We start from the raw sequence: 25,864 nt of genomic DNA, 5'->3' as shown, positions 1-25,864 counted from the left end.
AGGATATTATGAAAAAATATTTATTAGTAGTGTTGGGCGCCATGATTTTGGCGGCTTGCGGTAACGATACCGATAAAATCGGACGCGCCAGTACGGTGTTTCATATGTTGGGTAAAAACGACCGTATTGAAGTGGAAGGTTTTGATGATCCTGATGTGCAGGGGGTTGCCTGTTATATTTCGTACGCGAAAAAAGGCGGTTTGAAAGAAACGGTCAATCTGGAAGAAGATGCCAGCGACGCATCGGTTTCCTGCGTGCAAAGTGCGGAAGTCATCCGTTATAACGAGTCTGAAGTTTTGAAACCGCGACAAGTGTTCAAACGCAGTGCTAGCATAGCATTTAAGAGCCAGCAGATTATCCGCTACTACGATCCGAAACGTAAGTCTTTCGCTTATTTGGTGTACAGCGATAAAATCGTTCAAGGTTCGCCGAAGAACTCTTTGAGCGCGGTATCGTGTTTTGCCCATGCGAAAACCGATGCGCCGGTACCGGCAGGCGGCGCAGTTTATGGCGCCTGCGTGGTGGACGCGCCGATTTCTGACGGCCAAAAATAATAAAATCAGCTTAATAGATTAAGAAGAATATGAATTTAGCCAACCATTTCCTGATTGCTATGCCTCATATGGACGATCCGTTTTTTACGGATACGGTCATTTATGTGTGCGAACACGATGAAGAAGGTGCGCTGGGCATCATCATCAACAAGCCTTCGCCGATTACCATGGACATGATTTTTGCCGCCGCCGACCGCAATATCCCGTTGCGCCTGCAACATGAAAACGTGATGATGGGCGGGCCGGTTCAGATTGAGCGCGGCTATGTCGTGCATACGCCGATCGGCCGCTGGCAAAACAGCATGGTGGTAACCGATAACGTGGCGCTGACTTCTTCGCGCGATGTGATTGAAAACCTGTCTAAAGAAGGTGCGGTGGATAAGGCTTTGATCAGTATCGGTTATTCTAAATGGGGCAAAGGGCAGTTGGAGCGCGAGCTGGCAGAAAATGTTTGGCTGACCGTCCCTGCGGACGAGCATATTCTTTTTGATGTGCCTTACGAGCTTCGTTATGCCGCCGCTTTTGAAAAATTGGGTGTCAATCCGAACGCCTTAGTTTCAGGAGTCGGCCATGCCTGATGCACCAAAAGGTACGGTTTTGGCCTTTGATTTCGGCGAGGCGCGTATTGGCGTGGCGCAGGGCGACGCTGAGTTGGGTATGACTCATCCGCTGGCGACGGTAACCGGCAACAGCAACGATGAAAAATTTGAGGCCATTGCCAAGCTGGTCAAAGAATGGCAGCCCAAGTATTTTGTGGTCGGCCTGCCGACGCATACCGATGGCACGGAGCATGAGCTGACCCGTTTGAGCCGCAAGTTTGGCCGCCGTTTGCACGGACGTTTTAATTTGCCGGTTTATTGGGTGGACGAAAGGATGTCTTCCCTATACGCGGAAAGCCTGCTTGCTGAAGCCCAAGTGTTTGGCCGAAAACAAAAATCCGTGCTTGACCAAGTAGCGGCGCAGGCGATTTTGCAAGGCTTTTTTGAAGGCGGAGCGGCCGAGTATTTCAATGGCCGCGAAGAATAGCACATGGTTCGTTATAGAGGCCGTCTGAAACTTGATTTCAGACGGCCTTGGTTTTATTACGGCTTTGAGATAAAAGAGGTTTAGTTTGGTTAAGTCTGATTTTTTTCAGTGCAAATTTTGCTACACTCCGTTCTCTTTTTTAGACACAAATACAAGGAAAAAGTCATGGCACTCATGGACAATCTTTTGAATGCGGCTACCCAAATGTTGGGTGGCAACAGCGAAAACGGCGCACAAGGTTCTCTGACCGATATGGCGATGGATTTGGTGAAACAGCAAGGCGGTGTGGGCAACCTGATCAACCAACTGCAACAAGGCGGTTTGGGCGATGCCCTGAGCAGCTGGGTTTCCAACCAATCCAGCAACCTGCCTGTGTCCGGCAGCGACCTACAAAATGCTTTGGGCAGCGATACGGTAAACCAAATCGCGCAAAAATTCGGCGTGGATGCCGGTCAAGCAGGCGATTTGTTGGCCAAAGTATTGCCTGACTTGGTAGATAAAGCCACACCTAACGGCACGGCTCAAGATGCGGATGGCTTCGGCTTGGACGACATTGCTTCTATGCTGCTGAAAAACTTTATGAAATAATGAATTGAATCATTTGATAAGGCCGTCTGAATCCGTTCAGACGGCCTTATAACTTTTGGTTCACGGTAAATAACCAATAAGTCTTTTTCTGATGGAGGCAGATGGCTTATGATGGACACTTCATTTCACCAAATAAGAAGGTTATACACATGTCCCGCTTGACCATACACACAGTTGAAACCGCTCCTGAAGCTGCTAAACCACGCGTTGAAGCCGTATTGAAAAACAACGGCTTTATTCCTAACCTGATCGGCGTTTTGGCCAATGCGCCTGAAGCTTTGGCGTTTTATCAAGAAGTTGGCAAGCTGAATGCGGCCAACAGCCTGACTGACGGCGAAGTTGAAGTTGTCCAAATCATCGCCGCCCGTACCAACGAATGCGGTTTCTGCGTTGCCGGCCACACCAAACTGGCCACCCTGAAAAAACTGCTGTCCGAACAATCCATCAAAGCCGCACGCGCATTGGCTGCAGGCGAGTTTGACGATGCCAAACTGGGTGCTTTGGCGACATTCACCCAGGCCATTATGGCGAAAAAAGGCGCGGTATCCGACGACGAGCTGAAAGCTTTCTTCGATGCAGGCTACAACCAACAGCAAGCCGTTGAAGTCGTCATGGGCGTTGCTTTGGCAACCTTGTGCAACTACGTCAACAACCTTGCCAAAACCGAAATCAACCCTGAATTGCAGGCATTTGCCTAATCTCATCAAAAAAGGCCGTCTGAAAATTCAGACGGCCTTTTAGCAAAAAGCAAGGATATCCTTGTTGCCAAGAATAATTCATAAGTAGAACCATCTACGCTTCAAACCTTATTCAGAGGAAAAAATCATGACACGCGAAGCTTTACTGAACAATGTTGCCGCACTCGTTAAAAGCAAGCTGAAACCATTGGTGGACGACATCGACCGCAAAGGCCTGTACCCAAAAGAATTTATGCTGGAATTGGGCAAAATCGGCGGTTTTGCCGCGACCGGTAAGGTTGAAGAAGGCGGTAACGGTTTGGGTTTGGCAACGCAAATCGCCGTATTGCGCGAAATCGGTAAAGAATGCGGCGCGACTTCGTTCAGCGCATGGTGTCAGGCGGCTTGCGCGTGGTATCTGCACCAATCCCCCAACCAAGCGGTTAAAGACAAATATTTGGCCGATATTCTGCAGGGCAAAGTTTTGGCCGGTACGGGCATGTCCAATACCGTCAAACACCTTGCCGGTATCGAAAAACACAACTTGCAAGCCGAGCGCGTTGAAGGCGGCTACAAAGTCAACGGCGCTTTGCCTTGGGTATCTAATATCGGCGAAGACCACATTTGGGCAAATACCGCCCAAATCGGCGACAGCTATGTGATGTTTATCACCGGCGGCCAATGGGAAGGCGTTACCTTGCAAGATTGCCCTGAGTTCTGCGGTTTGGAAGGCACGCGCACTTACAGCCTGAATTTTAAAGATGTGTTTATTCCCGATGAAGATGTGATTGCTTCGCCTGAGCAGTTCCAGTCTTATATTCCAACTATTAAAGCCGGTTTCATCTTGCTGCAAATGGGTATCGGCGCCGGTGTGATTGACGGTGCGCTCGGCATTATCCGCATGGCCAATGTGGTGAACGCAGAAGTGAACGCTTACCTCGACCACAGTTACGATGAATTGAAAGCCGCTTTGGACGGCGCATGGGCGGAAACCGAACGTCTTGCCGATGATGCGTGGAACAATAAACCCGATACGTTGGCAACCTTGAAACTGCGTGAAGCGGCTGCCGTATTGGCATTGAACGCCACTCAATCTGCCGCATTGCATGCAGGCGCGAAAGGTTATCTGATGCGCAGCCCAGCGCAACGCCGCGTCCGCGAGGCCATGTTCGTCGCCATCGTAACACCGGCCATCAAACACCTGCGCAAAGAAATCGCCGTTTTGGAAGCAGCGTAATAAATTCAAAATATCAACAATAAGACACACGAAAGGCCGTCTGAAATATGGTTTCAGACGGTCTTTCAAAATGGAAGGAACACCAAATGGCTCAATATATGTGCGGCCCTTGCGGCTGGATTTATGATGAAGATGTCGGCGACCCCGAACACGGCCTGCCGGCAGGTACCAAGTTCGAAGACATCCCCAACGACTGGAAATGCCCTGAATGCGGCGTAGGTAAAGAAGATTTCTACCTTCTGGACTTCACCATATAAATTATCCGATTATTTAATAAAAAGGCCGTCTGAAGTTTCAGACGGCCTTTGTTTGCTTAATCGTCAGCGGTAGAGCGAAACAATGGTTTCAGCCGCTTTGACACAGCTTTCCACGTCGGCAACCAAAGCGATGCGGACGTAGCCTTCGCCCGGATTGCCTTGCTCGGTATCGCGGGCAAGGAAGCGGCCGGGCAACACTTGGATGGCGGCTTTCTGCCACAGGTTGCGCGTGAATGCCAAGTCGTCGCCGTCGGGAACTTTCAGCCAAATGTAGAACGATGCGTCAGGCAGTTTGACATCGAATACCTGTTGCAAAATCGGAATGACGCGGTCGAATTTTTCTTGGTAGAGGCGGCGGTTGGCAATGACGTGTTCTTCGTCGTTCCAAGCGGCAATGCTGGCACGTTGGACAGGAATGCTCATCGCGCTGCCGTGGTAGGTGCGGTAGAGCAGGAAGTTTTTGAGCAACTCGGCATCGCCTGCGACAAAGCCGGAACGCAAACCGGGGACATTGGAGCGTTTGGACAGGCTGGTAAACATCACGATGTTGTGCGTTCCGCGACCTAATTGCGCCGCAGCCTGTAAGCCGCCGATCGGTTTGTCGTCGTCAAAATAAATTTCGGAATAGCATTCGTCAGAGGCAATAACGAAGCCGTATTTGTCTTGCAAATCAAAAATTTCTTTCCAGTCTTCTAATTGCAGGACGCTGCCGCTCGGGTTGTTGGGCGAGCAGACAATCAGGACTTTGGTACGCTGCCACACGTCTTCGGGCAGGCTGCTCCAATCGGGGTTGAAGCTGGGTGCCGGGCAGTTGGCAAAATGGATTTCGCCGCCGCCCAATATAGTCGCGCCTTCGTAAATTTGATAGAAAGGATTGGGACTGATAACGACCGGTTTGGGGTCGTCTGAAGCCGGATTCAAAACGGTTTGGATAAAGGAAAACAATGCTTCCCGGCTGCCCAATACGGGCAGGATTTCATTGTCGGGATTGAGGCTTAAACCATCATAACGGCGGGCAACCCATTCGGCGCAGGCTTGGCGCAGTTCGGGCAGGCCTGCGGTCAGCGGATATTTTTCCAATTCGTGCAGGGAGGCGGTCAGTGCATCGGTGATGACTTTGGGCGTCGGGTGTTTCGGCTCGCCGATTTGCAGATGGATGGGGGTTACGCCTGCGGGTGCGTCAATGCCTTGCATGGCTTCACGCAAGCGGGCAAAAGGATAGGGTTTGAGGTGGTTCAATAATGGATTCATGATGTTTCTGCTGGATAAATTCAGGCGATAATCTTAGCATTTTTTAGATGGATTGGGACAAAAAGGCCGTCTGAAAACAGGGTTGAATGTTTTTCAGACGGCCTTTTGAGTGTTGATACGTTTATTTGGCAGGGATGACGGGTAGGGAACCGTTCAAGAGATATTGAATGGTTTCTTGAACCGTACGGATGGCATTGCCAAAAGGCAGCGGGTCTTTACCGCGGAAAAACAGGCCTTTATCGACTTCACCACGGAATGCGGCGGAAAGTTGGATGTCAATACAGAATTGACCGGCTTTGGCCAAACCGTCGCGCAAGCCGCAGCTGGTCAGGCAGTTCAGGCCTTGGGTGCAACGGCGCGGATCGTTTTTGGCGTTGGCTTGCAATTTGGCTTCGCGTTTGATGTAGCTGTCGAGGAATTTGGTGCGCACGCCGCGTGCAGGCAAGCCGGCAACAGACATGAATTCAACCACTTTTTCGGTTTCTGCACCGGCGAGCGTTTTTTTGAAGTTGATGTGGGCATCGCCTTCTTCGGTTACGGCAAATGCGGTACCGATTTGGACGGCGGATGCGCCCCAGTTTTTCAAGGCTGTTTTGACTTTTTCAAAGTTTGCCATACCGCCGGCGAGTACCAACGGAATTTTTTCGCTTTCCAAACCTAAGTTTTTGAATACTTCAAATGTCTCTTCAATGACGCGTTTGAACTCGAATTTGGCATCGTTCACGCCGTCAACGGTTGCCGCACCCAAGTGGCCGGCTGCGTGGGCAGGGTGTTCGATAACGATGGCATCGGGCAAAACGCCTTTTTTCATCCAACGTTTCAAAACGATATTGATACCGCGTGATTCGGACAAGATAGGGAAAAGGGCGACATCTTTGTGATAGCCCTCGGCCATTTCCGGCAGATCCAAAGGCAAACCTGCGCCCATCACAATCGCGTCTGCACCGGATTCACAGGCCTGACGGACGTAGGCGGCATGGTCTTTGACGGCTTTCATGACGTTGACGGCAATCATGCCCTTGCCTTCTGAATCGGCTTTGGCTTTTTTGATTTCACGGTCAAGCGCGATGCAGTTGAGGCGGGTGTATTTTTCTTCGCTGGAATCGATTTTTGATTCGGCCAGCAAATCTTCGTGCAAGTGGCGCAAATCGACGCTGGCGATGGTACCTACGCCGTTTTCGCGCGCAACCGCGCTGGAGAGTTTTGATGCGGAAACGCCTACACCCATACCGCCTTGTACAACGGGAATCAGTGATTTGCCACGGATAATCAATGGGTCAAAGTTGTTTTGCATGGATGCTCCTTCATAGATTCTGGATGGTACCGTCTGAAATCCTATGAAATGGATTGGATAACGGACTGATGTGTATATAAATAAGTGTGTTTTTCGCCGCCGTTTTTCAGACGGCATGAGGCGTGTTTTTAAAATTTTAGGAATTATACTCTAAGTTAATGTAAAAATTAGAGTATTAATACAGTTTTTTTGAAGGAAAAATTGAAAAGTATTGTTAATAAAGGAATAAATTTTATGATGAGTTGGATTGAGGGGGAGAAATTGCAAACAAAATCTACAAAGAAAAAGGCCGTCTAAAATTTCAGACGGCCTTAAGTATGGGAATCAGACGGATGTCAGATTACATTTGTTTTTTAGCAGCATCAATGGCGCGTTGGTCTGGGTTGATCAAGATTTCAACGCGGCGGTTTTGTGCGCGGCCTTCAACAGTAGCGTTGGAGGCGATTGGTTGACGGGAGCCGTAACCGAAAGTGCTCAAACGGGTGCTGCTTACGCCACGGGATTGCAGGAAGGTGGCAACAGATTCGGCACGGTTGCGAGACAATGGTTCGTTGATGGCGTCGTTACCGGTGTTGTCGGTGTGGCCGTTGATGGTCAAAGTCGTGTCAGGATATTGAACCAAAGTTTGTGCGGCGGCAGACAGGGCGCTTTGAGCATGGCCGCTCAGGGCAGCGCTGCCGGTAGCGAAGGTTACGTTTTCAGGCATAACCAGTTTGATTTGGTTGCCTTGACGTTCAACTTCGATGTTGGTGTTGGCCAGGCTTTGACGCAGTTTTTTCTCTTGGTAGTCCATGTAACCGCCGATACCCGCACCTACTGCACCACAAGCCAATGCGGAGTTACGCGCACCTTTGCCGCCGTGGGTCAGCGCACCAACGATGCCGCAAACAGCCGCACCGCCCAAACCGTACATAGCGGTTTTGCTGGCAGATTGTTGGCCGGTAGCAGGATCGGTCACACAGCCGGTGAGCGCCAAAGGAATTACAGTAGCAATAACGGTCAGGGGTTTCAAGAATTTCATGTCGTATCCTCTTTTTAGATGACGGCCCGGGCCGTCTGAAAAAATGAATAAAAACCGCGTGGGTTATTACGGATTTATGATACCCAATATCTGAAACGCAAAAGAATGGGTTTAACCCGATATTACGAAAATATTTGCCAGTTAACATAATTCTGAAGCATTTCTGCATTTCTCCGACAGTTTGATCATTTTGCCGCGAAATAACAAGCAAAGTTTTTTACAGTTTCTTCCGTTTTTTCTGCTTGCGGCGATACCAGTTGACGAATGCCCATTTCAATCTGACCTTGACATCGTATCCCACTGAACCTGCACCCAGTATGAGCAAAACGGCGGAAACGGGCAGGGCGAAATGATGGCCGACCAGATGATAACCCCATGCGCCAACCACGCCACCCAGCAAAAACGACAGCATCAAGCCGCTTAAAAGCCACATTTTCGGTTTGTTGACGCGGATGTGCGGCAGGCGCGGATGATGCTGTTTGGAGTAATAAAGCGCGCGTGAAATTTCAATGCCCAAGTCGGTCGCCGTACCGGTCATGTGGGTGGAACGGATGGCGGAACCGGACAAAAGCGTAATAACAGTATTGTGCATGCCCATGATAAAGCACAATAAAAACAATGCTAAAGACGGCATGATAAAATCCGAGCCGCCAAAATCCCATTCCATCGCGGCAATACCGAACCAACCGAATATCAACAGATAAACTGCTTCCAGCCACATGGAAAATCCAAAGCTGCCACGGAAACGCATCTGCTGCGTCCACAAAATCACCCAGCCCGAATGCGCGGCACCGGCAACAAAACACAACACGCTGATTGTGGCAATAATGGCCACACTCCACTCTTGAAGATACAAAACATCTGCCAACAGCGACATTGAGCCGGTAACGTGGGAGGTATAACGTGAGAATGCGAAGTAACCGCCGGCATTAATTGCTCCGGCAAGAAAGGCCATGATGTAGCCCAGCCGTCTGAAACGGGCATCGGAAATATTGTGTTCGTGCAGATACGGGCGATCCGCCTGCCAAAACGGCGGCGTGTGTTGCCTGTGGTGGCGCAATCGGTAGGAGTGGGGCGGTTTGTCGTCGTTCATTGATTGAGGGTAGGAGCAAGCATTTATATTGGGTGTATTTTATATGCAACTGCCTGCTGCCAAGAACAAATAATATAAAGTGTTCCTAAGTTGCCACACTTGCCCATTGCAAGATGAGGGCGTACATTAATAGTTATACATGAGTATAAGGAAACATCCGATGAATCCTATCCGCCTGACCTTATTGTTTGGTGCTGCCGCATTGCTTGCCGCCTGCGCCACTACGCCTGAGCAAAAAGCCGCACGCGCCCAAGCGCAGAAACGCTATGAACAGGATCTTCAAGTACATCTTGCCGCACAATGCGATCAGGAAACAGCCGCGCTGATTCGCCGCAAATTTGAAGAAGAAGGCAAACCCGGTGTGGCAACTGCGGAACAAAAAGCCTTCCGCCTCAAATATATCGACAAAGTTTCCGATCCGATGTTCCAAGCCTGCTACAAAATGGCATGGCAAAACTATATTTCCCAAGAGCAGCTGCGCGAAGCCCGCTACTATCGCTATTACGACGATTGGGGTTATCCGTTTGGCCGTTATCCTTGGTGGTGGTAAAGCATTAACAAACCTCAGGGCCGTCTGAAAGCATATATTTATTGGTTTCAGACGGCCTAAGGTTTATTGAAACGGCAATAACGTTTACAATAGCCGCCTATTCAAACACAATACCACCACCCATGAACATCTGGCTTGGACAGCGACACCCGCCCCAATTTCCGCAAGGAGCCGCCGTAACCATCGGCAACTTCGACGGTGTACACCTCGGGCACAAACATATCCTGCAAAAACTCAAACGAGAGGCAGACCGGTGCGGTCTGCCTGTTGTCGTTGTTATTTTTGAGCCTCAGCCCAAAGAGTTTTTTGCGCGTAAAGCCGGGAAAAAGCTGCCTTACCGCATCAGTCCGCTGCGTACCAAACTGCGCCTTTTGCGTGAAACCGGCTGTGTGGATGCCGTTTGGGTTTTGCGCTTTAACCAAACTTTCTCCGAGATGAGCGCACAAGCGTTTATCGACCGGCTTTTGCGCCAAACGCTCAATACGCGTTATCTGCTGATTGGCGATGATTTCCGTTTCGGTGCGGGTCGGGAAGGCTGTTTCGAACTTTTGGCACAACAGCCCGATATGCAAACCGAGTGCACACCGTCCGTTATCGTTGAAGACATCCGCACCAGCAGTACCGCCGTCCGCCAAGCCCTTTCAGACGGCAAGTTGGAATACGCCAAAAAACTGTTGGGGCACGATTACGTGTTAAGCGGCAAGGTCAAGCACGGGCAAAAGCTCGGCCGCACCATCAACGCGCCTACCGCCAACGTCCAGCTTCCCCCATATCATTATGCGCTAAGCGGCGTATTTGTCGTCGAAGCAGACGGCGCATTCGGTACGCGCCGAGGCGTGGCCAGCTTTGGTTTTAACCCCACTGTCAGCAACAATCGTTCGCAAAAGTTGGAAGTCCACCTGTTCGATTTTAGCGGCGATTTGTACGGACAACGCATCTTCGTCCGCTTCCTGCACAAACTGCGTGACGAGAAAAAATTTGAAAGTATCGAAGCATTGAAAACCCAAATTTTGCAAGATATGGAAGATGCAAAGGTTTGGGAAGCATAGAAACGTTTCTAGAAGCTTATAAAATCAAGACAATTGGGCTACAATAAGTCCTTTGAATTTTTTCAGACGGCCTATTCTTTTTAAAATGAGCAATCAGGCCGTCTGAAACCGAAATACCGCAACAATAGAGATCAAAAAATGACCGATTACAGTAAAACCGTAAACCTGCTCGAGAGCCCGTTTCCAATGCGCGGCAATCTTGCCAAGCGCGAGCCTGCATGGCTGAAAAGCTGGTACGAGCAAAAACGCTATCAAAAACTGCGCGAAATCGCCAAAGGCCGTCCGAAATTCATTCTGCACGACGGTCCTCCGTATGCCAACGGCGACATCCACATCGGTCATGCCGTCAATAAAATTCTCAAAGACATCATTATCCGCAGCAAAACCCAAGCCGGTTTTGATGCGCCTTATGTACCGGGTTGGGACTGCCACGGTTTGCCTATCGAGGTAATGGTAGAAAAGCTGCACGGCAAAGACATGCCTAAAGCCCGTTTCCGGGAATTGTGCCGCGAATACGCCGCCGAACAGATTGCCCGTCAGAAAAAAGACTTTATCCGCTTGGGCGTGTTGGGCGACTGGGACAATCCTTACCTGACCATGGATTTCAAAACCGAAGCCGATACCGTGCGTATGCTCGGCGAAATCTACAAATCCGGCTATCTCTACCGCGGCGCGAAACCGGTTCAATTCTGCTTGGATTGCGGTTCTTCGCTGGCAGAAGCCGAAGTGGAATATAAAGACAAAGTATCGCCTGCGATTGATGTGGGCTATCCGTTTAAAGACACTGCTGCGCTTGCCGCCGCATTCGGTTTGGCAAGTATTGAAGGCAAAGCGTTTGCCGTTATCTGGACAACCACGCCTTGGACTTTGCCTGCGAGCCAAGCTGTTTCAGCTGGTGCAGACGTGGTGTATCAACTGATTGATACGCCTAAAGGCAAATTGGTGTTGGCCAAAGATTTGGCAGAAGACGCGCTTAAACGTTACGGCTTCACTTCAGACGACCTGAAAGTATTGGCAGAAACCACAGGCGACAAGCTGGAAAACCTGCACATGAATCATCCGTTCCTCGAACGTGATATTCTCATGCTCAATGGCGACCACGTTACCACCGATGCCGGTACCGGCTTGGTGCATACTGCGCCTGCTCATGGTTTGGAAGACTACGCCGTCTGCAATAAATACGGCATTGAGCTTTACAACCCTGTAAACGCCGAAGGCAAATACATCAGTGAAACCCCACGTGTTGCCGGCATGAGCGTTTGGGAAGCCAATCCCGTTATCCTGCAATGGCTGGAAGAAACCGGCAACCTCTTGGCAAGCAGCAAAATCGAACACAGCTACGCACACTGCTGGCGTCACAAAACGCCGTTGATTTACCGTGCGACAGGCCAATGGTTTGTCGGTATGGACAAAGCAGGTGCAGATGGTAAAACCCTGCGCGACAAAGCCATCAAAGCCGTTGATGACACCGAATTCTTCCCATCATGGGGTCGTGCGCGTTTAGAAGCCATGATTGAAGGTCGTCCTGACTGGGTGGTTTCACGCCAACGCTATTGGGGCACGCCGATGACTTTCTTTGTTCACAAAGAGACCGGTGAATTGCATCCAAACTCTGCCGAATTGTTGGAAAAAGTTGCCCAAAAAATCGAAGGAAAAGGTATCGAAGCGTGGTTCTCTCTTGATAAGAGCGAACTCTTAAGCGCGGAAGATTGTGAAAATTACGACAAACTTTCCGACACGATGGACGTATGGTTCGACTCCGGCTCGACCCATTATTCCGTCTTGAAACAACGCGAAGAATTGGAATGGCCGGCTGACTTGTACCTCGAAGGCAGCGACCAACACCGCGGCTGGTTCCAATCCTCCATGTTGACCGGTTGCGCCTCATCAATGGGTCGTGCACCATACAAACAGCTGTTGACCCACGGTTTTGTGGTTGACCAAAACGGCCGCAAAATGTCGAAATCCATCGGCAACGTTGTTGCACCGCAAGAAGTTTACAACGAATTCGGCGCAGATATCCTGCGCCTGTGGGCGGCATCTACCGATTACAGCGGCGAATTGGCGATTTCCAAAGAAATCCTCAAACGCGTAACTGAAAGCTACCGCCGTATCCGCAACACCCTGAGCTTCCTGTTTGCCAACCTCAGCGACTTCAATCCTATTGAAGATGCCGTGCAGCAGGCAGACATGGTGGAAATCGACCGCTACGCCGTGGTATTGGCACGTCAGCTGCAAGAGCGTCTGGCAGGAGATTACTATCCGCGTTATGCCTTCCACTTTGCCGTAAAAGACATTGTTTCTTTCTGCTCGGAAGATTTGGGCGCGTTCTACCTCGATATCCTGAAAGACCGCCTCTACACCACAAAAGCAAACAGCCATGCACGCCGCAGCGCGCAAACTGCCCTGTATCACATCACACGCAGTTTGGTTCTGCTGATTGCTCCGATTTTGTGCTTCACTGGCGAGGAAGCATGGGACATCATTGGTGGCGGCGAAGAAGACAGCGTCCTCTTCCACACCTGGCATGAGTTCCCATCCATCAATGAAAAAGCCGAAGCCGAATTGGTGAAAAAATGGACGGCAATCCGAGAAGCACGCGAAGCAGTAACTGCCGCCATCGAGCCTCTGCGTACGGATAAAACTGTCGGTTCTTCATTGCAAGCCGAAACCGAAATTACGGCTCCGGAAGAAATTGCCGACTATCTGAACACTTTGGGCGGAGAATTGCGTTTTGCTTTGCTGGTGTCTAAAGCTGAAGTGAAAGTCGGTGATGAACTTGCTGTGACCGCTAAAGCCAGCGATGGTGAAAAATGCGAACGCTGCTGGCACTACACCCACGATGTAGGCGCAGTTGCAGGCCATGAAACCATCTGTAAACGTTGTGCCGACAACGTTGACGGTAAAGGCGAAGACAGACATTACGCTTAATGGTTTGGTCTAAGATAAAGGCCGTCTGAAAACTTTGAAAATAGGTTTTCAGACGGCCTTTGTTTATTGAATCTGTTTCGTATAACGGATAGATTTTGAAGGGTAATTGGGATTTGTAGTTTTGATAAATAGAGATAGTCAGTATAGGTATAGTGGATTTAACGTATATTGAGAAATAAATTCTCGTAGAAAGCACTTTTCAAAGGGCCTTACTTATCCGTAGAGTATGGACGTATTTTGAACCTTCAAATAGCCTCATATTTACATTTTCTCATTGAACGGAAACTATATTTCTCTTTCGTTTTATCCAATATAAAAGGCCGTCTGAAACAAGTTTTCAGACGGCCTTTAGCTATTCTATTGCTTAGTAGAAATTAACGGGCAGAGCAAGAAGTTTCTACTTTGTTGCCGTATGGGTCAGTGAAGCCGAAGAATGCTTCGCTGCCTTTTTGATGCCATTCAGCGCCTTTGCCGAACAGGCCTTGGTTGGCAACATAGCGTTCGCCTGAACCTGCAACGGCAGAAGACAGGGTGGCAACTTTGTCGTCCAGACGCAGTTCAACTTGGTTGGTGCTCAGGTTGCGGACTTGTACAGACAGGCCGTTTTCGCAGCTGAATGATTGAACACGGCCATGGTTGTGCATGTCATGATGTTGGTGGCCATATTCGTGTGCATGATTGTGCTCATGACGTTGACCATGGTCATGGCGATGGGCTTCAGGTGCGGCGCAGGCAGCGAGGCTCATGGCGGCGGCAATTGCAAGCAGGGCTTTTACTTTCATTTTTGACTCCTATGGTCAGTGTTGAAGGAAGAATGTAGCGGCATGTTATAAATATCTTTATGGCTTCACAATAGGGATAACCATTATTTACTTTTTCTTCCTGTTTTCGGGAGTATGGCAGGATTCTTTGTAGTTTTGATATGAATGATTAATGCCGTTTGAAAAAAAGCCGCACTTGCGCTAGAGGTAAACGAAAGTGCGGAAAATTCAGAGAGTTACATTGAAAGAAGGATAGAACAGCTTAACGCTGGCGTGCTTTAAAACGGGGATTACTCTTGCAAATGACGTACACTTTGCCTTTTCGGCGGACAATTTGGCAGTCGCGGTGTCGTTTTTTTGCAGTTTTCAGGGATGAGAGGACTTGCATCATTTATCCTTTCTGAAAGAAGACATCATGGATTGGTAACGTTGGTTGAATTTGCTGGCGCGGCCTTCAATATTGACGTTGCGTTGTTTGCCTGTGTATACGGGGTGGGACGCGGAAGAGGTATCAAGAGAGAAGAGGGGATACTCTACTCCGTCTTTCCAAACCATGGTTTTTCCGTGGGTATTGGCACATGAACGGATGAGCCATCCTTGGTCTGCACCGCTGTCGTAAAACAGGACGGTACGATAGTTGTCTGGGTGGATATCGGGTTTCATTTCTTTCTCCAGTGAGTGTTATAGTATAACATTATACTCTTAGAAAAAGAGCAGGCAAGTGTTTTTTGGTTTTTCTTTATCACGGGGTTGCGGCATTTTGATAAAATATGCTGTTTCAGACGGCTTTTTTTTCATGAGGCCGTCTGAATATTTTGTTTTCTGATGATAGGGATATGATGTATTTGCATAAGGGTTTCAGATTGGGTGGTGCGGTAAGTAAGGTTGTGCCGATTATCCATGTATTGTCCAAGCTGGGGCTGTTGTTTTCACTGCTGTTGGCTGTGCCGACACTGATGTCGTATTTTTATCACGACAGCGCGTTTTTCGTGTTTGCCTACACGGCTTTAACGGTATTGCTGGTGTCGTGCGTTACTTGGGTGCTGACTTTGCGTTTCAACCGTGAATTGCGGCCGCGTGACGGATTTACCCTGGTATTGATGCTATGGCTGGCTTTTGCCGTCGTGGCGGCGATGCCGATTTATTTCTATATGCCGTCCATGAGTTTCACCGATGCGTTTTTTGAAGCGATGTCGGGGCTGACGACAACGGGGGCAACAGTGATTTCCGGCTTGGATACGCTGGATCCGTCGGTCAATTTTTGGCGGCACATGCTCAACTGGCTTGGCGGTATGGGTATTATCGTGCTGGCTGTGGCGATTTTGCCGATGTTGGGCGTGGGGGGGACACAGCTCTTCAAAGCGGAAATTCCGGGTATGGATAAGGAAAGCAAGATGGCTCCCCGTATTTCGCAAGTGGCCAAACGGCTTTGGTTTGCTTATGCGCTGACAACTGCTGCGGCTTTTGTATCCTTGCATATTGCTGGTATGGGCTGGTTTGATGCCTTGTGCCATGCGATGTCGGCTGTGGCCTTGGGCGGTTTTTCGACACATGATGACAGCGTTGCATATTTCAATTCTGTAGCAGTCGAATGGACGTTGATGTTTTTTACTGTCTGGGGCGGTATCAATTTCGCCAGCCACTTTACTGCGTTGGGCAACCGCTCTTTGCAGGTGTATTGGAAAGATGAGGAATGCCGTTCCATGTTGCTGGTTTTGTCGGGCAGTATTTTGATTTCGGCATTGTATTTATGGCAGCAGGATGTTTATCAAAGCCTTGGCGAAGCTTTACGCTTTGTCAGCTTCAACTTTGTGTCCATCGGATTGGCCAGCGGTTTCTCCAATGCTGACTTTGCCCAATGGCCGCTGATTGTGTCGTTGTGGATGTTTTTCCTGTCGAACGTATTGGCAAGTTCAGGCTCTATGGGGGGCGGTATTAAAAACGTGCGTGCGTTGGTATTGTTCAAATTCAGCTTGCGCGAAATGCTGATTTTGTTGCACCCACGCGCGGTTCGTACGGTAAAGGTCAACAACCGTTCTATTCCGGATCGCATGGCGCTGACTGTCATGTCGTTCATCTTTATTTATTTTATGACGGTCATTGTATTCAGCTTTTTACTGATGGCGGCAGGCTTGGACTTTTTATCCGCCTTTACGGCAGTCATTGCCTGTATTACCAATGCAGGGCCGGGTTTGGGGGCAGTCGGTCCGTCGCATAATTACGCCGCGCTGAGCGATGTACAGAAGTGGCTGTGTACGGCGGTGATGTTGTTGGGACGTTTGGAGATTTTTACTGTTTTAATTTTGTTTACTCCGGCGTATTGGAAGAAATAAGTGTGAGAAAAAGGCCGTCTGAAATTTCAGACGGCCTTTTTATAATGGCTGGGCTTAAGCGTATTGTTTGAGCAATTCTTTGAATTGTTCGCCAGTTTCAGGGTGTTTCAAACCATAAGCCACGGTTGCTTCAAGGTAACCCAATTTGCTGCCACAGTCGTAGCGTTTACCTTCAAACGCATGAGCTAAGACAAACTCATGGTCAAGCAGGCGGGCGATACCGTCTGTCAGTTGAATTTCGCCGCCGGCACCGCGAGGCAGGTTGGACAAGAAGTCAAAAATACGCGGAGTCAGGATATAGCGGCCGACAACAGCAAGGTTGGAAGGCGCTTCTTCCGGTTTGGGTTTTTCAACTATGTTGGTGATACGCTGATAGCTTTTCAGCTTTTCAACTTCAACGATACCGTAAGAGCCTGTTTGAGAAGGATCAACGGTTTCAACGCCTAAAATGCTGTTACCGCTTTGGTTGTACACATCAACCATCTGTTTCAACGCGCCTTTAGGCGTGTCAATCAAATCGTCTGCCAAAATAACGGCAAAAGGCTCGTTACCAACGGCAGCCTGCGCGCACAATACGGCATGACCCAAACCCAATGCTTCAGTTTGACGGATGTACATGCAGGTAATGTTGGGAGGCAGGATATCGCGAACGTGCTCCAACAGCTTGTCTTTTTGACGCAATTCCAATTCGGTTTCCAACTCGTATGCTTTGTCGAAGTGGTCTTCGATACTGCGTTTGTTACGGCCGGTGATGAACACCATTTCAGTACAGCCGGCTTCAACCGCTTCTTCAACTGCATATTGAATCAGAGGTTTGTCCACGATAGGCAGCATTTCTTTGGGGCTGGCTTTGGTTGCAGGCAAGAAACGGGTGCCCATACCGGCAACGGGGAAGACGCATTTTTTAATGGGTTTCATATTATTATCCTATTTTAACTGTGGGTTTATACCCCAAAAAGTGTAAAGATGTAGTCGTATGTAATTATAATACCACATGATAAAGTATCAGATGGTCTGAAAAGGAGGATTAGTCATAGATACTGTCTTATCCCAGCAACGTCAGTAATTCTTCTTCGCTCAATACGGCCACGCCCAAAGTTTGGGCTTTTTCCAATTTACTGCCTGCGGCTTCTCCAGCGACAACGTAGTCGGTTTTTTTGGATACGCTACCGGAAACTTTACCGCCTGCAGCCTCAATCATGGCTTGGGCTTGGTCGCGTTTGAGCGTGGGTAAAGTCCCTGTTAATACAAAGGTTTTTCCTGCTATGGTCTCATTGATGCCGTCTGAAATCGTTTCATCTTGAAGATTAGATAGCGTTTGAGCAAAGAAAGTTTTCATATTTTCAAGCAGGGCTGCGTTTTGCGGTTTACTGCGCCATGTTTGCCAATCGGCAGGCAACGCTTTGTCGGTTTGCAAACCTTCTATGTTTTGTCCGGCAAGCTCCCATAAGGTCTGCGCTTTGGTTTCGCTGATTTTAAAATCAGGCAGGCGGGCAATCCAGCGTTGCGGCTCGGCATAGCGCAACGGCGGGATAGTGACAGCCTGGCTTTGCGGGGCAACACCTGCAGCCAGCAGCTCGTCTATCATCGCCTGTTGCGCTTCTTGGGCAAAAAAGTGGGCGATGGAGCGAGCAACCACCGTACCGATATCGGGCAGGCAGGCGAGGATGGGTTCAGGTGCATGGCGGACTTGTTCGAGCGTACCGAATGCCTGCGCCAGCGTTTTGGCGGTGCGTTCGCCGACGTGACGGATGCCGAGGGCAAAAAGGAAGCGGGCAAGTTCAGGCGTTTTGCTGGCTTCTATGCCTGCGAGGATGTTTTCCGCCCATTTGGTCGGCTGTTTTTTACTGGTTTTGCTAAGCAGGGCATTGCCGGTCTCGCTTTCAAAGTCTTCAATATCACTGTTTAATGATTCTTCCTCATTAGTCGATGCTTTATCCGCTGTTTCCTTCATTTTTTGCAGGGTTGGAATATCGAGGCGATAGAGGTCGGCGAAATGACGAACCAAATCTTGCGCTACCAGTTGCTCGATTTGTTTTTGTCCAAGTCCGTCAATGTCCATGGCTTTGCGTGAGGCAAAGTGGATTAAACCTTGAGCGCGTTGTGCTTGGCAAAGCATACCGCCGCTGCATCGGGCAACTGCTTCGCCTTCTTCACGTTCGATTTCGCTGTGACAGATAGGGCAATGGGTGGGTAGGCGGTAGGGTTTGTAAAGTGGTTCGGATTGCGTTTTAGAAGGTGTTTCGGCAAACAAATCGTCTTGCAGGCTGTCTGAAACAGCAATATTGGTCTCCTGCATTGGGCGGCGTTCAAAAATCACGCGCACCACCTCGGGAATAACGTCTCCGGCGCGGCGCACGACGACGGTATCGCCAACGCGCACGTCTTTGCGCGATACTTCGTCCTGATTGTGCAGGGTGGCGTTGGTAACGGTAACGCCGCCGACGAATACAGGTTGCAGGCGGGCAACCGGGGTTACTGCACCGGTGCGCCCGATTTGTACATCAATGGCTTCGACAATGGTCAATGCTTCTTCGGCAGGAAATTTGTGGGCAATGGCCCAGCGCGGCGCGCGTGAGATGAACCCCAGTTTTTCTTGTTGTGCCAGACTGTTGACTTTGACCACCATGCCGTCGATTTCGTAGGGCAGAGTAGGGCGTTTTTGCTGCATTTGCTCGTAAAATGCTAATACTTCGTCGATATTTTGGAAACAGCCGAAATTACCATCGGGCAGGCTGAAACCAAGCTCTTTACAGTAGCTCAGCTCTTGCAGGTGTTCTTCTGCGATAAAACCGCCTTGTTGTCGGGCAATGGAATAGGGAAAGAAATGCAGTTTGCGTTGTGCCGTAATGCGCGAATCGAGTTGGCGCAAACTACCGGCGGCGGCATTGCGCGGATTGGCGAAAGGTTTTTGTCCGTTTTCAGCCTGTCGTGCGTTTAAAGCGGCAAAATCGGCTTTGAGCATCAGGACTTCGCCGCGTATTTCGATAAGCTCGGGGATATTTTCTCCATGCAGGCGAAGGGGGATGTTGGATACGGTTTTGACGTTTTGGGTAACGTCTTCACCTGTGGTGCCGTCGCCACGGGTTGCCGCTTGAGTCAATACGCCGTCGCGGTACAGCAGGCTGATGGCCAGACCGTCAAATTTAGGCTCGATAACGTATTCCGGTTTTTCTCCGTTTAATCCGCTACGAACGCGCTCATCAAAAGCATACATTTCGGCATGGTCGAACACGCCATTTTCATCTTGTGGCGAGAAGGCGTTGGTCAGCGACAGCATCGGTACTTCGTGGCGCACTTCGGCAAAGCCTGCCAAAGGCTCGCCACCGACACGCTGGGTCGGGCTGTCAGGCAGTTTGAACTCGGGGTAGTTCCGCTCCAATGCTTCAAGCTCGCGGAACAATTTGTCGTATTCGGCGTCGGGTATGCTGGGCGCGTCTAGGGTGTAGTATTCGTAGGCATAGCGGTTGAGGAGGTCGGTCAGGTATTTGATACGTTGTTCAGTCGGATTCATGAGCAATAGAAATAGAGTTTTCAGACGGCCTGATGATAGAGAGGCCGTCTGAAAATCGATGAATATTGAAGATGAAGGGATTTTACCTGAAAAAAAGCGGATATGCCGTCATTGCATATCCGCTTTTTGATTGGGGAAGTTTAAGAGAACAGGCGCAGGGCTTGTTTGCTGCCGGGTTTGATGCCGACTTTAAGCATTTCTTCCTGACGGGCCAAAACGTAGTTGCGTACGTCTTTGAGCCATTGGGTGGAAACTTCTTCCATTTGGTCGTTAACCAAATCCAAGCTGAGTTGGCCGGAGAGTTTGACTGCCAAGTCCATAAATTTGTCGAAAGTTTTTTCACCGGCAGGAACATGCGGAATATCCAACAGCATGCTGAAACCGCGGTAGGCTTGGTTGTCCAACAGAGGATTGGTAAACGGTTTGTTGTCCAAAGTATGGATGGAGAACAATTGAGGATTGTTGTTGTCGCCGAAGTGGAACGCGCCGTCTTCACCGAGTTTGAAGCCTGTATCTTCCACAGCGGCACGCAACTCTACGCCGCTGATGTTGGAATGGGAAACCAAGTGAATGGCGATGGTTTGGTCAACACGCGCACAGAATTGGTCGAGGGCTTGTGCGACTTCGGTGAACGCGTCCAAGTCGGTATGCAAAACTTTGCCGTCCATCAGTTGGGCAAAAGCATCAACCTGTTGGTCGAAGTGTTGCAACTCTTCACGCGCTGCCAAACCGTTGCGGCTGACAGCTTGCAGACCCATAACGAAGCCTTGGTAGTAAACGCCTGGAATCGGCTCGGCAACGCGGAAATGGTCGTCCATGGTGCAACCGATGATTTGGAAGCGGTGGGTAGAGGAAAGGCGCGGCAGGGCGTGCAATTCTTGGGCTTGTTTCAGGGAGATGTAGGCCATGTAGTCGAAGCGCGGGTCAAACCAAGGCAACTCGACTTGAGACAATTCATCCAAGCTGATCAATGGTACTTGTGCCACAGGCTCGGCTGCGGTTTCTACTGGAGCAGAAGCGGCTTCGGCAGGATTTATAGTAATTTCGTTGTTCAAACCGATAACGGTGTGTTGGACTTTTTCTTCTGCGGAAAAGTCGTCTTCCATGGTCAGCTCAATATCGGTTTTAAGCTGTGCAGGGTGGGCCAGTTTGGCTTTTGCCGCGTAGATTTCATCTTGCTCTTGCAGGTTGCGCAATGCCTCTTCGGTTTTTTTGCTTTTCTTGATAAACAAACCTTGGCCGCCGGTTTCTTTGCTGTCGCGGACGTGCTTGGTTTTGCTGGTCAAAAGTGCATCCTTATCGGAATGGCCGAATTGTTCGCGCACTTGTTTGCGGTATTGGTTTTCCTGGTACATGTTGTAACCGATGACCGCCAAAAGAGCGGCGAGGGCTAAGACGATGAAAATCATGGAGTAATCACTTTTTAAAAAGGCAGCATTCCGTCTTTTTCAGGGTGCGGAATCTTGCTGCGCGGGAAGTTCGCTGGAGCCGGACTTTATGCGTCCGAATGAATAGCTGAATTATAACGAAAATAAACGGTTGTGACAGCATTATGTCTGCCAATCATTGTTCAGGCCGTCTGAAAGTTATCCGTGCCGGATGGGGAAACCTGCTTTTTGAAGGCGTGGCCAATCGAAGAAATGCCCGGGATCGGTTTTCCTGTCTGGCGCGATGTCCTGATGACCGGTAACGGCCTGAATCGGGTAATGCTCGGAAATGGCGGTCAGCAAGGCTTGCAGGCTGGTGTATTGTGCTTCGGTAAAAGGCTCGAAATCGCAGCCTTCCAATTCAATACCGATGGAAAAGGCATTGCATTTTTCTCTGCCTTGAAACGACGATACGCCGGCATGATAGGCCATGTCGTCGCAGGAAACGAATTGGATGGTTTCACCTTTACGGCTGATGAAAAAATGGCTGGAGACGCGCAAGGTATGGATGATGCGGAAAAAAGGATGCTCGTCAGGGTTGATTTGGTTGGTAAACAATTTTTCCACCGCACCCGTGTTGTACTCAAAAGGAGGGAGGGAAATATTGTGGAGGACAACCAAAGAGATGTCTTCATCCGGTTCGCGCGGGCTGAAATTGGGCGAATGGGTTTGGCGTGCATTCAGCCAACGGCCGTTTTGCCAAATGTTTTTTGAAGGGGAATTCATGGTTTTAGACGGCCTTTCGGTGTAGGAAAACATACGTTGGGGAAGGTGGCAGGCTTAGTGCGCTTGTTTTCGGTTATACTGTCGCCCGACACGTTCACAAACCAAGAATCCTACCATGCTGAAAAAATTGTTGAAATGGCTGGCCGTATTTTTGACGGCATTTGCCGCCGTGGTTGCCGCATTGTTGTTTGTCCCGAAAAACAACGGCAAACCATACCGTATTACCATTACCAAAAACCAGGGTATCTCTTCCGTCAGCCGCAAACTGGCTCAAGACGGCATCGTATATAACCGTTATGTGCTGGTAGCCGCCGCATATGTGATGGGCGTACACAACCAACTTAATGCCGGTTCTTACCGCCTGTCTGCCAAAGTATCGGCTTGGGATATTTTAAAACGCATTAAAAAAGGCCGTCCTGACTCGGTCAGCGTGCAAATTTTGGAAGGTGCGCGTTTTGCCCAAATGCGTCGTATTATCGACAACACTGCCGACATTGCACATGACACGCGCGGTTGGAGCGATGAAAAACTGATGGCCGAAGTGGCACCCGATGCCTTGAGCAACAATCCTGAAGGACAGTTTTTCCCGGATAGTTACGAAATTGATGCCGGCGGCAGCGATCTTCAAATTTACAAAATCGCCTACCGTAAAATGCGGGAAAACCTGCAAGAAGCATGGGACGACCGTCAAAGCGGCCTGCCTTATAAAAATCCGTACGAAATGCTGATTATGGCGAGTTTGATTGAAAAAGAAACCGCGCACGAAGACGACCGCGCCCATGTGGCCGCAGTATTCGTCAATCGCCTGAATATCGGCATGCGCCTGCAAACCGATCCGACTGTCATCTATGGTATGGGTGATGCGTATAAGGGCAGAATCCGCAAAGCCGACCTGCAACGCGATACGCCTTACAATACCTATACGCGCAGCGGTTTGACGCCGACGCCGATTGCGCTTCCCGGCAAGGCCGCGCTTGAAGCGGCGGGTCATCCGTCTGATGAAAAATATCTGTATTTCGTCTCAAAAATGGATGGTACGGGCTTGAGCGAGTTCAGCCACAATCTTTCTGAACACAACGCTGCCGTACGCAAATATATTTTGAAGAAATAAACCGAATAGGCCGTCTGAAACATTTATAATCCCTGTTTCAGACGGCCTTTAAATTGACGATATCCATATGAAACCCAGATTTATTACCCTTGACGGCATAGACGGCGCAGGTAAATCCACCAACCTCGCCGTAATGAAAGCATGGTTTGAGAAACACAAACTGCCCGTATTGTTTACGCGCGAACCGGGAGGCACTCCGGCCGGAGAAGCATTGCGTGAAATCCTGCTCAATCCTGCCACCCAAGTCAGCCTGCGTACCGAAACCCTGCTGATGTTTGCAGCCAGACAGCAACACTTGGAAACAGTCATTTTACCTGCCCTGAAAAACGGCACGCATGTCGTTTCAGACCGCTTTACCGATGCAACGTTTGCCTATCAAGGAGGCGGACGAGGCGTTCCCTTGCAAGATATTGCCACGCTTGAGCATTGGGTACAGGGCGATTTCCGCCCAGATTTAACCTTGCTGTTGGATGTGCCTTTAGAAGTGTCAATGGCACGCATCAACCAAACGCGTGAGAAAGACCGCTTTGAACAAGAAGAAGCCGAGTTTTTCAATCGGGTGCGCGAAGTATATCTGCAACGTGCTAACGAACAGCCGGAACGCTATGCCGTCATCGACAGCAGCCAAAGTCTGGACGCGGTAAAAAATCAGATTGAAACCGCGCTAGACAGTTATTTTGGATTGAATGTTTAAGTCTAAATAAAATGCCGTCTGAAAGAAGAGTGATGTGGTGAAGAAATATTATTACAGAAGTTTTTAGACATAAAACCAAATAAAATGAAATATCAAAACAAATGTAATAAATATCGGTATGCGCCACCAAAAGAACATGATAAAATTACGGCCTATTACAAAGCCGGTCTGTTAACAACCCGACTTTAGGAATTTTAAACGTCTGAAGCAACATGTTTCAGACTTGTTCGCTGTAAAATCTCTCTCGCAAACAGGATTGATAAATGGAAAATTCATTAAAAGAAGCCGCCCTGCAGTTCCACGAATTCCCCGTGCCGGGCAAAATCTCCGTTACCCCAACCAAATCTCTGGCTACTTCTAAAGACTTGGCGTTGGCGTACTCTCCGGGCGTAGCTGCTCCTTGTATGGAAATCCATGCCGATCCGCAAAATGCCTACAAATACACTGCCAAAGGCAATTTGGTTGCCGTAATTTCCAACGGTACCGCAGTGTTGGGTTTAGGCAATATCGGCGCATTGGCCGGTAAACCTGTAATGGAAGGCAAAGGCGTATTGTTCAAAAAATTCGCCGGCGTTGACGTATTCGATATCGAAATCGATGAAAAAGACCCACAAAAATTGGTAGACATCATCGCTTCTTTGGAACCGACTTTCGGCGGTATCAACCTCGAAGACATCAAAGCGCCTGAGTGCTTCTACATCGAACGTGAATTGCGCAAACGTTGCAAAATCCCTGTATTCCACGACGACCAACACGGTACCGCCATCATTACCGCTGCCGCTGTATTGAATGCTTTGCGTTATACCGGCCGCAAAATTGAAGAAGCAACTTTGGTGTGCTCCGGTGCAGGTGCCGCAGCGATTGCTTGCTTGAACCAATTGCTGGATTTGGGTCTGAAACGTGAAAACGTAACCGTCTGCGACTCCAAAGGCGTGATTTATAAAACCCGCGAAGATAAAGACCGTATGGACGAGTCCAAACAGTTCTACGCCATCGAAGACAACGGTCAACGCGTATTGGCTGATGCCGTTAAAGGTAAAGACATCTTCTTGGGTCTGTCCGGTGCAAACCTGCTGACTCCAGAAATGCTGAACACCATGAAAGAAAAACCAATCGTGTTCGCTATGGCAAACCCAAATCCGGAGATTCTGCCTCCATTGGCAAAAGAAACCCGTCCGGATGTGGTAATCGGTACCGGCCGCTCAGACTTCCCGAACCAAGTAAACAACGTATTGTGCTTCCCGTTCATCTTCCGTGGCGCATTGGATGTCGGCGCGACCACCATCAATGAAGAAATGAAACGCGCTTGCGTATACGCTTTGGCTGACTTGGCAATGGAAGAAGTGCCTGAAGAAGTGATTGCTGCTTACGGTAAGAAATTTGAATTCGGTGCGGAATACCTGATTCCTACTCCATTCGACTCCCGCCTGTTGCCGCGCGTTGCTTCTGCTACCGCTAAAGCAGCTATGGAAAGCGGCGTGGCTACACGTCCAATCGCCGATTTGGATGCGTATGCTGCTAAACTGGCCGGTTTGAAATTGTAATCCGGTAAGTAGTGTTTAATTGAAAATGCCGTCTGAAAGTTGTATTTCAGACGGCATTTTTGTTTATTGGGTATTTTAGAAACGGTTTAATGCAGCAATCGGAATGAAGGACATAATAATCTGCTGATTCAACAGAGATGTGGGCATATGGATTGCTTTCTAAGATAGGCCAAGACCTTTGCAAAATCCCCTAAAATCCCCTAAATTCCTACTAAGACATTTAGGG

25 protein-coding genes are annotated in these 25,864 nt (G+C 49.3%); 14 read left to right on the top strand and 11 right to left on the bottom strand.

Annotated features, from left to right (window positions below; translation table 11 throughout):
* Positions 1-8 precede the first annotated feature (8 nt).
* The 7 genes from HMPREF2606_RS02665 (at position 9) to HMPREF2606_RS02635 (ending at position 4,339) form a co-directional block, all read left to right on the top strand.
* Positions 9-554, top strand: a complete 546-nt coding sequence (locus HMPREF2606_RS02665) for a CreA family protein (protein ID WP_070843272.1) — start codon at positions 9-11, stop codon at positions 552-554.
* Between the two features lie 29 nt (positions 555-583).
* Positions 584-1,132 (top strand): YqgE/AlgH family protein, encoded by a 549-nt coding sequence (locus HMPREF2606_RS02660; protein ID WP_049322876.1) that lies wholly within the window; start codon positions 584-586, stop codon positions 1,130-1,132.
* A complete protein-coding gene (gene ruvX, locus HMPREF2606_RS02655) occupies positions 1,125-1,580 on the top strand; it encodes a Holliday junction resolvase RuvX (RefSeq protein WP_003680463.1) in 456 nt (151 codons plus the stop codon). Before HMPREF2606_RS02660 ends, ruvX begins: the two co-directional genes overlap by 8 nt.
* Before the next feature lie 165 nt (positions 1,581-1,745).
* The gene (locus tag HMPREF2606_RS02650) at positions 1,746-2,168 is read left to right on the top strand and encodes a YidB family protein (RefSeq protein ID WP_003684921.1); all 423 of its coding nucleotides are present in this window, start codon (positions 1,746-1,748) and stop codon (positions 2,166-2,168) included.
* Positions 2,169-2,317: 149 nt separating this feature from the next.
* Positions 2,318-2,866 carry a carboxymuconolactone decarboxylase family protein gene (locus HMPREF2606_RS02645; protein ID WP_070843271.1) on the top strand — a complete coding sequence of 183 codons (549 nt, stop codon included), beginning with the start codon at positions 2,318-2,320 and terminating at the stop codon, positions 2,864-2,866.
* Positions 2,867-2,993: 127 nt separating this feature from the next.
* Positions 2,994-4,082 carry an acyl-CoA dehydrogenase family protein gene (locus tag HMPREF2606_RS02640; RefSeq protein WP_070843270.1) on the top strand — a complete coding sequence of 363 codons (1,089 nt, stop codon included), beginning with the start codon at positions 2,994-2,996 and terminating at the stop codon, positions 4,080-4,082.
* A gap of 86 nt (positions 4,083-4,168) precedes the next feature.
* Positions 4,169-4,339: a rubredoxin gene (locus tag HMPREF2606_RS02635; RefSeq protein WP_070843269.1), complete on the top strand. Its 171-nt coding sequence runs from the start codon at positions 4,169-4,171 to the stop codon at positions 4,337-4,339.
* Between the two features lie 63 nt (positions 4,340-4,402).
* Here HMPREF2606_RS02635 and dapC read toward each other — a convergent pair whose 3' ends face one another.
* The 4 genes from dapC to HMPREF2606_RS02615 all read right to left on the bottom strand — a co-directional run bounded on the left by dapC (position 4,403) and on the right by HMPREF2606_RS02615 (position 8,998).
* Positions 4,403-5,590, bottom strand: a complete 1,188-nt coding sequence (gene dapC / locus HMPREF2606_RS02630) for a succinyldiaminopimelate transaminase (protein ID WP_070843268.1) — start codon at positions 5,588-5,590, stop codon at positions 4,403-4,405.
* A 121-nt stretch (positions 5,591-5,711) separates the two neighbouring features.
* The gene (locus HMPREF2606_RS02625; protein WP_070843267.1) at positions 5,712-6,884 is read right to left on the bottom strand and encodes an NAD(P)H-dependent flavin oxidoreductase; all 1,173 of its coding nucleotides are present in this window, start codon (positions 6,882-6,884) and stop codon (positions 5,712-5,714) included.
* Between the two features lie 340 nt (positions 6,885-7,224).
* A complete protein-coding gene (locus tag HMPREF2606_RS02620; RefSeq protein WP_070584081.1) occupies positions 7,225-7,905 on the bottom strand; it encodes a YiaD family glycine zipper/OmpA-like lipoprotein in 681 nt (226 codons plus the stop codon).
* A gap of 217 nt (positions 7,906-8,122) precedes the next feature.
* Entirely contained in the window at positions 8,123-8,998 is an 876-nt protein-coding gene (locus tag HMPREF2606_RS02615; protein WP_070712025.1) for a YoaK family protein, read from the bottom strand.
* A 160-nt stretch (positions 8,999-9,158) separates the two neighbouring features.
* On the opposite strand from HMPREF2606_RS02615, the gene HMPREF2606_RS02610 reads away from it, so the two are divergent.
* The 3 genes from HMPREF2606_RS02610 (at position 9,159) to ileS (ending at position 13,528) form a co-directional block, all read left to right on the top strand.
* Positions 9,159-9,548 (top strand): hypothetical protein, encoded by a 390-nt coding sequence (locus HMPREF2606_RS02610; RefSeq protein ID WP_070843266.1) that lies wholly within the window; start codon positions 9,159-9,161, stop codon positions 9,546-9,548.
* Between the two features lie 122 nt (positions 9,549-9,670).
* Positions 9,671-10,597: a bifunctional riboflavin kinase/FAD synthetase gene (ribF, locus tag HMPREF2606_RS02605; RefSeq protein ID WP_070843265.1), complete on the top strand. Its 927-nt coding sequence runs from the start codon at positions 9,671-9,673 to the stop codon at positions 10,595-10,597.
* Between the two features lie 138 nt (positions 10,598-10,735).
* Positions 10,736-13,528 carry an isoleucine--tRNA ligase gene (ileS, locus tag HMPREF2606_RS02600; RefSeq protein WP_070843264.1) on the top strand — a complete coding sequence of 931 codons (2,793 nt, stop codon included), beginning with the start codon at positions 10,736-10,738 and terminating at the stop codon, positions 13,526-13,528.
* Between the two features lie 374 nt (positions 13,529-13,902).
* Here ileS and HMPREF2606_RS02595 read toward each other — a convergent pair whose 3' ends face one another.
* The 3 genes from HMPREF2606_RS02595 to HMPREF2606_RS02585 form a co-directional block, all read right to left on the bottom strand.
* Positions 13,903-14,310, bottom strand: coding sequence for an MliC family protein (locus HMPREF2606_RS02595; protein WP_070461602.1), 408 nt, complete (start codon positions 14,308-14,310; stop codon positions 13,903-13,905).
* A 241-nt stretch (positions 14,311-14,551) separates the two neighbouring features.
* The gene (gene ykgO, locus HMPREF2606_RS02590; protein ID WP_003685279.1) at positions 14,552-14,677 is read right to left on the bottom strand and encodes a type B 50S ribosomal protein L36; all 126 of its coding nucleotides are present in this window, start codon (positions 14,675-14,677) and stop codon (positions 14,552-14,554) included.
* On the bottom strand, positions 14,677-14,952 hold the full coding sequence (locus tag HMPREF2606_RS02585) for a type B 50S ribosomal protein L31 (RefSeq protein ID WP_049328620.1): 276 nt from the start codon (positions 14,950-14,952) through the stop codon (positions 14,677-14,679). The genes ykgO and HMPREF2606_RS02585 overlap by 1 nt, the downstream gene beginning before the upstream one ends.
* 173 nt (positions 14,953-15,125) lie before the next feature.
* On the opposite strand from HMPREF2606_RS02585, the gene HMPREF2606_RS02580 reads away from it, so the two are divergent.
* Positions 15,126-16,622, top strand: coding sequence for a TrkH family potassium uptake protein (locus HMPREF2606_RS02580; protein WP_070813845.1), 1,497 nt, complete (start codon positions 15,126-15,128; stop codon positions 16,620-16,622).
* A gap of 54 nt (positions 16,623-16,676) precedes the next feature.
* Here HMPREF2606_RS02580 and galU read toward each other — a convergent pair whose 3' ends face one another.
* From galU to ampD, 4 genes are all read right to left on the bottom strand, one after another.
* Positions 16,677-17,540, bottom strand: a complete 864-nt coding sequence (galU, locus tag HMPREF2606_RS02575) for a UTP--glucose-1-phosphate uridylyltransferase GalU (RefSeq protein ID WP_070712029.1) — start codon at positions 17,538-17,540, stop codon at positions 16,677-16,679.
* Positions 17,541-17,667: 127 nt separating this feature from the next.
* Positions 17,668-20,136 (bottom strand): NAD-dependent DNA ligase LigA, encoded by a 2,469-nt coding sequence (gene ligA, locus HMPREF2606_RS02570; RefSeq protein ID WP_070712030.1) that lies wholly within the window; start codon positions 20,134-20,136, stop codon positions 17,668-17,670.
* A 140-nt stretch (positions 20,137-20,276) separates the two neighbouring features.
* Entirely contained in the window at positions 20,277-21,545 is a 1,269-nt protein-coding gene (locus tag HMPREF2606_RS02565; RefSeq protein WP_070712031.1) for a cell division protein ZipA C-terminal FtsZ-binding domain-containing protein, read from the bottom strand.
* 177 nt (positions 21,546-21,722) lie between these two features.
* Positions 21,723-22,289: a 1,6-anhydro-N-acetylmuramyl-L-alanine amidase AmpD gene (gene ampD / locus HMPREF2606_RS02560; protein ID WP_070712032.1), complete on the bottom strand. Its 567-nt coding sequence runs from the start codon at positions 22,287-22,289 to the stop codon at positions 21,723-21,725.
* Positions 22,290-22,404: 115 nt separating this feature from the next.
* Here ampD and mltG point away from each other — a divergent pair, with 115 nt between their 5' ends.
* From mltG to HMPREF2606_RS02545, 3 genes are all read left to right on the top strand, one after another.
* The gene (mltG, locus tag HMPREF2606_RS02555) at positions 22,405-23,400 is read left to right on the top strand and encodes an endolytic transglycosylase MltG (RefSeq protein WP_070712033.1); all 996 of its coding nucleotides are present in this window, start codon (positions 22,405-22,407) and stop codon (positions 23,398-23,400) included.
* Between the two features lie 67 nt (positions 23,401-23,467).
* Positions 23,468-24,094, top strand: coding sequence for a dTMP kinase (gene tmk / locus HMPREF2606_RS02550; protein ID WP_070712034.1), 627 nt, complete (start codon positions 23,468-23,470; stop codon positions 24,092-24,094).
* Between the two features lie 263 nt (positions 24,095-24,357).
* Entirely contained in the window at positions 24,358-25,638 is a 1,281-nt protein-coding gene (locus tag HMPREF2606_RS02545) for a malic enzyme-like NAD(P)-binding protein (protein ID WP_083315927.1), read from the top strand.
* Positions 25,639-25,864: the final 226 nt, after the last annotated feature.

Source organism: Neisseria sp. HMSC070H10, from assembly GCF_001837635.1.
GTDB lineage: Bacteria > Pseudomonadota > Gammaproteobacteria > Burkholderiales > Neisseriaceae > Neisseria > Neisseria subflava_A.
The sequence above is the reverse complement of the archived record's forward strand: the minus strand, read 5'-3'. Positions and strand labels throughout refer to the sequence as shown.